Genomic DNA, 9955 nt, shown 5'->3' on the forward strand with positions numbered 1-9955 from the left:
CTGGAGCTGGGTGGCAAGTGCCCGGCCGTGATCCTGCCCGATGCCGACCTCGCGGCCGCTGCCAGCGCCATCGTCACCGGCAAGGGGCTCAATGCCGGACAGACCTGCATCGCCCCTGACCATGTGCTGCTGGCGGGCGTCGCCGCCCAGGACTTCCTGCCCGTCCTCCAGGCGGCGGTCCGGCACCATTTCCCTTCAGGCCTGCCGACCCGGGTGATCCCGCACGGCCGCCCGCGGATCGAGCTGCTGCGCCAGGACGGCACGACCCTGGACCTAGTGGTCGATCCGCCCGAGGATTCGCCGCTGGTACGGGACGAGGTATTCGGCCCGATCCTGCCGATCCACCAGCTCGACGGGCTGGACGCGGCGATCCGCCGGCTGCGGAGCCAGGAGGCGCCCCTGGCCGTCTATCTGTTCAGCCGGGACCGCCAAGCCGAACGGCGCCTGCTGGCGGAGGTACCGGCGGGGGCGCTGGTGGTGGGCGGCACTGTGCTGCAGGCGGCGATCGACGCGCTGCCGTTCGGCGGGATCGGTGCCTCGGGCATGGGGCGCCATGGCGGCCGGGCCGGCTTCGATGCCATGTCCAACCTGAAGGCCCATGTGCGTGCCGGCCGGTTCAACCTGTTCCGGCTGGGCCAGCCGCCCTATGGCGGGCGGACCAGGCGCCTGCTCGCCCGCCTGCTTCCGGACCAGCCAAGCGGAAGCCAGGCCTGATGACGAGCGTGCTGGACCACCGGGTGCGCCGTGCCGACGGCAGCATGCTGGATCTGCGGGAGTTCGAGGGGCGAGTGTTGCTGATCGTGAACACGGCCAGCCGCTGCATCTTCGCCGACCAGCTCCGGGGGCTGCAGGATCTGCACGAGCGCTATGCCGGCGCGGGCCTGACGATCCTGGCCTTTCCCTGCAACCAGTTCCGTGACCAGGAGCCGGGCTCCGATGAGGAGATCCAGTCGCTCTGCGCCACGCGGTTCGGCATCGGCTTTCCCGTGCTGGCCAAGGTGGAGGTCAATGGCGAGGCGGCCCTGCCTCTGTTCCAGGATCTGACCGCCGCATTGCCCGGCCTGCTGGGCCAGCGGAGGATCCGCTGGAACTTCACCAAGTTCCTGGTCGACCGGCAGGGCCGGCCGGTGCGCCGCTTCGCGCCGGCAACCCCCTGCCGCCTGCTCCGCCGGCCGATCGAGGCGCTGCTGTAGACGCCCGACCGGCTGATCGAGGTGGCGCGGTCTCCTGGACCTCAGCCGGCAGCCAGATAGCGATTGAACCAGTCGATCGTGCGCTCCCAGGCGAGCTTTGCCGCCGCCTCGTCGTAGCGCGGCGTCGTGTCGTTGTGAAAGCCGTGGTTGACGCCCGGGTAGATATAGGCCTCGTAGGTCTTGCCCGCGGCCTTGAGCGCCGCCTCGTAGGCGGGCCAGCCCTCATTGATGCGCTCGTCCAGCCCGGCATAGTGGAGCAGAAGCGGGGCCTGGATTCGCGGCACGTCCTCCGCCTTGGGCTGGCGCCCATAGAACGGCACGGCGGCACCCAGCTCGGGGAAGGCCACCGCCGCGGCATTGGCCACGCCGCCGCCATAGCAGAAGCCGGTGATGCCGACCTTCCCGACCCGGTCGTCCGCCATCAGGAACTCGACCGCGGCGAAGAAGTCGTTCATCAGCTTGGCCGGATCGACCTGCTGCTGCAGCTCGCGGCCCTTCTCGTCATCGCCGGGGTAGCCGCCTACCGAGGTCAGCCCGTCCGGGGCCAGCGCCACGAAGCCCGCCTTGGCGAGCCGGCGCGCCACGTCCTCGATGTAGGGGTTGAGCCCCCGGTTCTCATGCACCACCACCACGCCCGGCACCGGGCCATCGGCCTCCACGGGCAGGACCAGATAGCCGCGCACCTCGCCATGGCCGTTCGGCGAAGGGTAGGTGATGTATTCGGGCAGGATGTCGGGATCGGTGGGCTGGACCTGCTGGGCCAGCGCATAGTTCGGGCTGAGCGAGACCAGGATCCCGGCCGCGGTCAGCCCACCTACGGCAAAGCTGCCGGCGCGGTCCAAGAACTCGCGCTTGGTGATCCTGCCATGGGCGTAATAGTCGTAGAGTTCCAGCAGCTCCTGCGGAAAATCCTGCGCAGTAAGGCGGGTCATCCGTCGTTCCTCCCAGAACCTTGCCGGCGCGGCGGCAGGTTCGCCGCCACGGGGACCACACCATCGCAGTCCCTTGGCTATCACGCAAAGGTCTGGTGCCGCAGGGCCGGCCGCAGCACCCGCGGCACGGGTCAGCCGTTGCCGGCGCGGCCCACGCCCTCCAGTGCCGCCAGCGCGTCATCCGGCAGGTCGATCTCAACCGCGGCCAGGTTCTCGCGCAGATGGGCCAGCGACGAGGTTCCCGGGATCAACAGGATGTTGGGGGACCGGTGCAGCAGCCAGGCAAGCGCGGTCTGCATGGGCGTGGTGCCGAGCCTTGCCGCCACGTCGGACAAGATCGAGGACTGCAGCGGGGTGAAGCCGCCCAGCGGGAAGAACGGCACGTAGGCGATGCCGTCCTTGGCCAGCGAATCGATCAGCGGGTCGTCGGCGCGGTGCGCCAGGTTGTACTCGTTCTGCACGCAGACGATCGGGGCGATCCGCCGGCCTTCCGCGACCTGCGCCGCCGTAGCGTTGCTGAGGCCCAGATGCCGGATCAGGCCCTGCTGCTGCAGTTCGGCCAGCACGGAAAGCGGCGCCTCGATCGAGCCTTCCGCGGGCCCATGCGCACTGAACATCAGGCGCAGGTTGACCACGTCCAGCACGTCCAGTCCGAGATTGCGCAGGTTGTCGTGCACTGCCTGCTTCAGTTCCTCGGGTGCAAAGGCCGGCAGCCAGGCACCCTTCTCGTCACGCCTGGCGCCGATCTTGGTGACGATGACGAGATCGTCGGGATAGGGCGCCAGCGCCTCGCGGATCAGCCGGTTGGTGATGTGCGGGCCATAGAAGTCGCTGGTGTCGATGTGATCGACTCCTGCCGCCACCGCTTCGCGCAGCACCGCCAGTGCTGCGTCATGGTCGCGGGGGGGGCCGAACACGCCGGGCCCGGCGAGCTGCATCGCACCGTAGCCCATCCGCTTCACCTGGCGCCGCCCGAGTGGGAACGTGCCGGACCGCTCGATGCTGGCCATGATCCATCTCCTGTCAGGGAGCTTGCACAGCTAGCGGCAGCGCGCCGCCTTGGGAATGGCCCGTGCCCGGGCAGTGGCGGCGACGGCCTCAGTGCAGCGGCAGGAAGATCGGGACCAGCAGCACGCTGACCAGCAGCACGACCAGGCTGAAGGGCACGCCGATCCGGACGAAGTCGCCGAACGCATAGTTGCCGGGGCCGACCACCAGCGTGTTCACCGGCGAGGAGATCGGCGTCATGAACGCGGTCGAGGCCGCCACCGCCACGGTCATGGCGAACGGGTAGGGCGACATGCCGAGATCGTTCGCGACCGAGATGGCCACGGGCGCCATCAGCACCGCCGTGGCGGTATTCGAGATGAACAGGCCGAGAGTTGAGGTGGCGACGAACAGCACCGCCAGCACCAGCCGCGGCGAGGCGTCGCCCACCACCGACATGAGGCCATAGGCGGCCAGATCGACGCCGCCGGTGCGCTGCAGGGCGATCGAGAAGGGCAGCATGCCGACGATCAGGATCAGCGTCTTCATGTCGATCGACCGATACGCGCTGGAAAAGTCGATGCAGCCGGTCAGCCCCATCAGCAGGCAGCCGATCAGCGCCGCCTGCACGTTCGGGATCAGCCCGCTGACCATCAGGCCCACCACCAGCGCCAGGATGACCAGCGCGTGCAGCCCCTTGGACCCGGCGGGCAGGACATCGTCGATGTCGGCCGGCAGGTTCAGCACGACCAGGTCGTCGCTGGTCGACTGCAGGCGCTTGATGTCGGTCCAGAATCCCACCAGCAGGAGCGTGTCGCCGACCCCGAGCTTCTCGTTGAGGAAGTCCTCCCGGACCACTTCGCGGCCGCGGCGCAGCCCGATGACGGTGAGCCCGTACTCGCGGCGCATCTGCGCCTGGAGGACGGTCTGGCCGAGCAAGGTCGATTCGGCCGGGACGATCACCTCGACCATGCCCAGCTCCTGCGAGCCGTCGGTCAGGTAGCCGGCGCCGGTGCGCAGCGGAATCCGGGTCAGATCCTGGCGCTGCAGCAGGGCATCGGTCTCCTCGGCCGGGATGCGCGCGTCGACCAGCAGGACGTCGCCCACCCGGATGTCGCTGCGTCCGGTGGGGCGCAGCACGTTCCTGCCCATGCCGTTGCGCCGCTCGATCGCCAGGAGATTGATGCCCTTTTGGCGAAGTGCCGCCTCGTCCAGCCGCACCCCCGCGAGCGGGGAGTGCGGCCCGACCTGGACCCGATGCGCGCGCCCGGCGAGCTCGTAGCGCTCGATCCAGTCGCGCAGGCGCGGCCGCCGGCTCCTGGCACCGCCAGTCTCGGTGCTGCCGGCCAGCCAGCGGCGCGCGAACAGCATGTAGGCCACGCCCAGGACCAGCACCGGCAGCCCGATTGGCGTGATGCTGAAGAAGCCGAAGCCGGCATGGCCCTGCCGGACCAGCTCCGAGCTGATCACCAGGTTGGGCGTGGTCGCGACCAGGGTCAGCATGCCGCTGATCAGGGCGGCGAAGCTGAGCGGCATCATCAGCCGGCTGGGCGAGATGCGGGTGTTCTGCGCGATGCGCAGCACCACCGGGATGAAGATCGCGACCACTGCGGTCGAGCTCATCACGGCACCCAGGAGCGCCACCGACCCCATCAGCAGCACGAGCAGCCGGGTCTCGTCGCTGCCGGCGGTCCTGTGCAGCCAGTCGCCGACCCCGCGCGCCACGCCGGTACGCACCAGCCCCTCGCCGATCACGAACAATGCTGCGATCAGGACGATGTTCGGATCGCTGAAGCCGGCCAGCGCCTCCGGCACCGAGATCACGCCGAACAGCGGCAGTGCCACGATCACGATCAGGCCGACCGCGTCCATGCGCGGCCGGTTGAGCACGAACATGGCGATGGCCGCCACGAGCAGGGCCAGCACGATGGCGAGGTCGACGGTCATCGGGCGCCATCCTCCAGGCTGGCGGAGCGTGCCGGGTGCAACGGTCAGAGGCCCCAGGGCAGGCTGAGCAGGTGCCAGGCGACCAGGAGCAGCGTCCAGAGCAGGCTGAGCACGATGACATAGGGCAGCATCAGCGCGATCACCGTGCCGACGCCGGAATCCGGCTGGTACTTCTGGGCGAACGTCACGATCATCGCGAAATAGGCGTTGAGCGGCGTGATCACGTTGACCGGGGAATCGCCGACCCGATAGGCGGCGAGCACGGCTTCCGGCTCGACGTCGAGCCGCATCAGGAGCGGCACGAAGATCGGCGCGAAGATCGCCCACTTGGCGATGGCGCCGGTGATCAGGAAGTCCAGGAGCAGGACCACGATCACGAAGCCGATCAGGAGCCAGAGCGCGTCCAGGTTGGCGCGGCTGAGCAGATCGGCCAGCGAGACGGCGGCCAGGGTCGCCATGTTGCTGTAGTTGAAGAACGCCAGGAACTGGGCGATCACCAGCAGCAGCAGGATCAGGCCGCTCAGGCCCGCGATCGCCTTGGTCATGGCCGCCATGACGTCGTCGATGCTCTGCATCGTCTTGGCACCCAGGCCATAGGCGATGCCGCACACCAGCGAGACCAGGGCGATCGTCACGATGAGGCTGGTCATGAACGGCGTGTTGCCGATGATCGCACCGGTCTCCGGTTCACGCAGGGGCGCCCCTGGCGGCAGGGTGAGGATGGCCACGAGCAGGATCACCCCGATCAGGCCATAGAGCGCATGGCGCAGGCCGCGATATTCGTCGACCGACAGGCCATTGCCTTCCTCGACCCGATAGTCGCCGCGGTACAGCCCCAGGCGCGGCTCGATCATCCGCTCGGTGACCAGCGTGATCACCACGGTCAGCATGATCACCGAGGCGATCGAGAACCAGACATTGGCGGTCAGGTCGATCGACACCTGCGGGTCGACCAGATGGATCGCGTCGTTGGTGATCTCGGTGAGGATGCCGTCCGTCGGCGTGATCAGGATGTTGACCAGGAAGGCCGCAGCCACCGCCGCGAACGCGGCAGCCAACCCGGCCAGCGGATGCCGCCCGACGCTGACGAATGCCGCCGCGGCCAGCGGGATCAGGACGAGATAGCCGGCATCGGCCGCGATGCTGGACAGGATGCCGACCAGCACCAGGAGGTAGGTCAGTGCTGCCGGTGGCGCCACCACCACGAGCTTGCGGATCAAAGCACCGATCAGTCCGGTGCTCTCGGCAACGCCCACGCCTACCATCGCGACGATGATCACGCCGACCGCGTTGAAGTTCATGAAGTTCTGGACGACGCCCGTGAACATGAACCGGACACCGTCGACGCTCAGCAGGCCACGCGCCGTGGTCGTGCGGTACTCGATCTGGTCCGTGTAGGGGTTGATCACCTGATAGGAGACCGAGGCCCCGATCCAGTAGAGGATCTGCGAGAGCACGATGACGATGCCGATCAGGATCACGAAGATCATGACCGGATGCGGCACCCGGTTGCCGACCCGCTCGACGACGTCCAGCATCCGCTGCATCAGCGGCGCCTTGCCGGTTTCCACCTGGTTCACGACGCGCTCCTTGTTCTGGAGCAGGGGGTCACGATGGCGGTGGCAGCCGGATCCGGTCAGCGGGCGAGTGCGTCCAGCACCCTGGCCCAGGAGCGGATCCCGCGGCGGAAGCTCTCCAGCTCGTACTTCTCGTTGGGGCTGTGGATGCGGTCGTCCTCCAGCCCGAAGCCGGCCAGGATCACGTCCATGCCGAGCGCCTGCTTGAGCTGGTGGGTCACCGGGATCGAGCCGCCGCCCCCGACATAGAAGGCGGGCCGGCCCCATTCCGCCGTGAGCGCATCGCGGGCCTTGCCAAACGCCGCGGCCTCGATCGGGAAGCGGATCGCCCGGCTCGAACCATGCTCGATGAACTCGGCCCGGCAATCAGCGGGCAGGCGTTCCTGCACGAACCGGCGGAATTCCTTGCGGATCGCATGGGGATCCTGGTCGAACACCAGGCGGAACGAGATCTTGGCCGACGCTTCGGCCGGGATCACGGTCTTGAAGCCGGCCCCCTGGTAGCCGCCGCCCATGCCGTTGATCTCGCAGGTGGGCCTGGACCAGACCATCTCCAGCACGCTGCGGTCCCGCTCGCCGGCCGGCACGGACAGGCCGACATCGCCCAGGAACCTGGCGGGGTCGAAGGGCAGGGCGTCCCACTGCTCGCGCAGCGCTGGCGGCAGCTCCGGCACGCCGTCATAGAAGTGCGGAATGGTGACCCGGCCGTTCTCGTCGTGCAGGTCGGCGATGATCCGGGCCAGCACCCGGTTGGGGTTGGCGGCCGCCGAGCCGTAGAAGCCGGAATGGAGGTCGCGGTCGGCGGCGTGGATGATCACCTCCTCGCCGCACAGGCCGCGCAGCATGGTGGTGATCGCCGGGGTCTGCCGGTCCCACATGCTGGTGTCGCAGATCAGGCCAATATCGGCCTTCAGTTCGGTGGCATTGGCCTGGAGGAAGGCCGGCAGGTTCGTCCCGCCCGATTCCTCCTCGCCTTCCAGCAGGATCGACACCGGGATCGGCAGCCGGCCCGTCACCGCCTTCCAGGCCCGGCAGGCCTCGACGAAGGTCATGAGTTGGCCCTTGTCGTCCGAGGTCCCCCGGCCGCGGATCGCCTTGCTGCCGTCCGCCCGCGTCTCGATGAACGGCTCGAACGGGTCGTGCTCCCACAGTTCCAGCGGATCGACCGGCTGCACGTCGTAATGGCCATAGAACAGGGCGGATGGCCCGCTGGCACTCCGGTCGTGACCCACGACCATAGGATGGCCAGGTGTGGCGCGCACGCTCGCATCGAAGCCGATCTCGCGCAGATCGGCCGCATGCCATTCGGCACAGGCCCGGCACTCGGCGGCATAGGCGGGATCGGTGGAGATCGAGCGGATGCGCAGGACCGTGAACAGCCGGTCCAGTGCCGGAGCCAGATCGGTGTCGATCCGGGCCAGAACCTGATCGAGCTCAGACATGGGATCCGCCCAAGGGAAATACTACCGTCACGCGCGCCACTGCCGGAGCCGCCATGTGCTCTCCCAGAGGCTCCGGGACTTTGAACTGCCCGACGGGGCGGAGCAAATCAAATCATCATGCCGACTACGTTGATGTGCCGATCTATTGGCGACAGCATGGCGCTGTTGATGTCGCGCCACTCCGGAGTGGGAAGCCGATCCGAGCGGTACAGGCCCGGTCGCAACCCGCCAACGGCCACTAACTGAACAATCCAGGGAGGAGAGGTAGATGCCGGTTGATGAGGTCAAGGTGGGCATTGTCGGCCTCGGGCTGGTATCCGATTCCCACATCAAGGGCTACCAGGCTCACCCCGATGCCGAGGTCGTTGCCGTATGTGATCTCGACGAGGCCCGCGCCCGGGAGGTGTGCGGGAAGTACGGCATCTCCAGGTACTACCTCTCCTACGACGAGATGCTGAAGGATCACGAGGTCAACACCGTCGACATCACCACGCCCACGATTCTCCACGCACCCATGGCGCTGGCGGCCGCCCGTGCCGGCAAGAACATCCTGTGCGAAAAGCCGTTCTGCCTGACACTCGAGGAGGGGGAGCAGGTCTGTCGCGCGGCGGACGAGGCAGGCGTGACGCTCATGGTCGGCGAGTCCTACATCTTCATGACGTCGATGATGAAGGTGCGCGAACTCGTCGATGCTGGGGAGATCGGCAAGCCGCAGCAGATCCGCCAGCGCTTCGGCGCCTGGGTCGAGCGTCCTGGCGCACTGGAGGCCAGCAGGCCGGTGACGGACCTGCACCGCGGGTGGCGCATGGACACCACGAAGGCCGGAGGCGCCGGCTTCCCATGGATGTTCGATCACTGCGTCCACTTCTTCGCGACCGCCGAGTATCTGATGAACGATACCCGCATCAGGCAGGTGTACGCGCTGAAGTCGCAGATCGACTGGGACAGCGTGGCTCCGGCAGATGGGCAGGCCGACATGAACATCTACCGACCGGAAGCAGCCGGCGACATCCCGATCATCACCTGGACCTATGACGATCCCGCCTGCACCGGCATCTGGATGCGTGCCGAGCCGCTCAACAACAAGTACGACCCGATGTACGGCTTCACGCTCAGCCTCATCGGCGACAAGGGCATGATCGAGGTGCTGGGGGAAGGTGGCACCGGCCTGAAGTGGGAGGGCAAGGACGTCCACCTCATTCTTCATCGTCGGAACGGACCGACTGATACTTTTCGCTTCGATGAAGGCGGCGACGACATCTGGCAGTCAGACGTCTCCTACTACAGCCGCGCGCACGCCAACCAGATCCGTGAGTTCGTCGACGCGCTCATCGCCGGCAAGCGGCCGCGTTACTGCGGCGAGGATGGCTATCGCGCCATCAAGACGACGATGGCCGCAATCTGCTCCGCCAGGGAGGGGGTGCCGGTCAAGGTCAGCGAGATGACCGACGAGCGCTTCGGCGCGTAGCTATTCACCGACCTGGGCAGCCATTTTGCCAGCCCTGCGTAACTGTTCCGGTGGAGCGACATGACGGCGATAGCGACAAGACTCGGTCGCCGCCATTGCGGATGAACGTTGGAAGAAGCTGGTACCGCCTGAGTGACTCGAATACGCGACCTATGCGTCGCGAATAGAGTTCCTGCGCGATCACCGAAGCATTCTGGGCAACCGCAATCCACTGGCGGCAATGGGCGCCAGGCCGAGAAGCGAGGAAATGAAGCGCATCGGTCATGTCCCTGGGACGCCTCGCGGCGAGGTGCTGCCTGCCACGAGAACAATCAGCCGCGGACAAATGCGAGCAGGTCGGGATTGATGACGTCGGCGTGGGTGGTCAGCATGCCGTGGGGGAAGCCCGGATAGATCTTGATCGAGCCGT

General features: G+C 67.4%; 8 protein-coding genes and 1 pseudogene. 3 read left to right on the top strand and 6 right to left on the bottom strand.

Annotated elements, in window-relative coordinates; all coding sequences use genetic code 11:
* Positions 1-714: aldehyde dehydrogenase family protein (locus VNS22_RS13635; protein ID WP_325733275.1), on the top strand; the 714-nt coding region annotated here is incomplete at its 5' end.
* Positions 714-1193, top strand: coding sequence for a glutathione peroxidase (locus VNS22_RS13640; protein WP_325733277.1), 480 nt, complete (start codon positions 714-716; stop codon positions 1191-1193). The genes VNS22_RS13635 and VNS22_RS13640, both read left to right, overlap by 1 nt.
* Before the next feature lie 41 nt (positions 1194-1234).
* Here the strand turns inward: VNS22_RS13640 and yghX are convergent, their stop codons facing one another.
* The 5 genes from yghX to VNS22_RS13665 all read right to left on the bottom strand — a co-directional run bounded on the left by yghX (position 1235) and on the right by VNS22_RS13665 (position 8078).
* Complete coding sequence (gene yghX / locus VNS22_RS13645) at positions 1235-2125, bottom strand: YghX family hydrolase (protein ID WP_325733279.1); 891 nt, start codon at positions 2123-2125, stop codon at positions 1235-1237.
* A 131-nt stretch (positions 2126-2256) separates the two neighbouring features.
* Complete coding sequence (locus VNS22_RS13650; RefSeq protein ID WP_325733281.1) at positions 2257-3135, bottom strand: aldo/keto reductase family oxidoreductase; 879 nt, start codon at positions 3133-3135, stop codon at positions 2257-2259.
* Between the two features lie 88 nt (positions 3136-3223).
* Positions 3224-5059: an SLC13 family permease gene (locus tag VNS22_RS13655; RefSeq protein WP_325733283.1), complete on the bottom strand. Its 1836-nt coding sequence runs from the start codon at positions 5057-5059 to the stop codon at positions 3224-3226.
* Between the two features lie 44 nt (positions 5060-5103).
* Positions 5104-6606: an AbgT family transporter gene (locus tag VNS22_RS13660; RefSeq protein ID WP_349261784.1), complete on the bottom strand. Its 1503-nt coding sequence runs from the start codon at positions 6604-6606 to the stop codon at positions 5104-5106.
* 89 nt (positions 6607-6695) lie between these two features.
* Positions 6696-8078, bottom strand: a complete 1383-nt coding sequence (locus VNS22_RS13665; protein WP_325733286.1) for a M20/M25/M40 family metallo-hydrolase — start codon at positions 8076-8078, stop codon at positions 6696-6698.
* Between the two features lie 268 nt (positions 8079-8346).
* On the opposite strand from VNS22_RS13665, the gene VNS22_RS13670 reads away from it, so the two are divergent.
* A complete protein-coding gene (locus VNS22_RS13670) occupies positions 8347-9546 on the top strand; it encodes a Gfo/Idh/MocA family oxidoreductase (RefSeq protein ID WP_325733288.1) in 1200 nt (399 codons plus the stop codon).
* A 311-nt stretch (positions 9547-9857) separates the two neighbouring features.
* Here the strand turns inward: VNS22_RS13670 and VNS22_RS28325 are convergent.
* Positions 9858-9955, bottom strand: a pseudogene (locus VNS22_RS28325) (alpha/beta hydrolase); the annotation flags it as partial.

Source organism: Geminicoccus sp. (assembly GCF_035556675.1).
Taxonomy (GTDB): Bacteria; Pseudomonadota; Alphaproteobacteria; order Geminicoccales; family Geminicoccaceae; genus Geminicoccus.

Bases quoted from the DNA above. Each gene is read 5' to 3' on its own strand.
- VNS22_RS13660 (WP_349261784.1), bottom strand. From the start codon at position 6,606: ATGCAGCGGATGCTGGACGTCGTCGAGCGGGTCGGCAACCGGGTGCCG.
- VNS22_RS13655 (WP_325733283.1), bottom strand. From the start codon at position 5,059: ATGACCGTCGACCTCGCCATCGTGCTGGCCCTGCTCGTGGCGGCCATC.
- VNS22_RS13670 (WP_325733288.1), top strand. From the start codon at position 8,347: ATGCCGGTTGATGAGGTCAAGGTGGGCATTGTCGGCCTCGGGCTGGTA.
- yghX (WP_325733279.1), bottom strand. From the start codon at position 2,125: ATGACCCGCCTTACTGCGCAGGATTTTCCGCAGGAGCTGCTGGAACTC.
- VNS22_RS13650 (WP_325733281.1), bottom strand. From the start codon at position 3,135: ATGGCCAGCATCGAGCGGTCCGGCACGTTCCCACTCGGGCGGCGCCAG.
- VNS22_RS13640 (WP_325733277.1), top strand. From the start codon at position 714: ATGACGAGCGTGCTGGACCACCGGGTGCGCCGTGCCGACGGCAGCATG.
- VNS22_RS13665 (WP_325733286.1), bottom strand. From the start codon at position 8,078: ATGTCTGAGCTCGATCAGGTTCTGGCCCGGATCGACACCGATCTGGCT.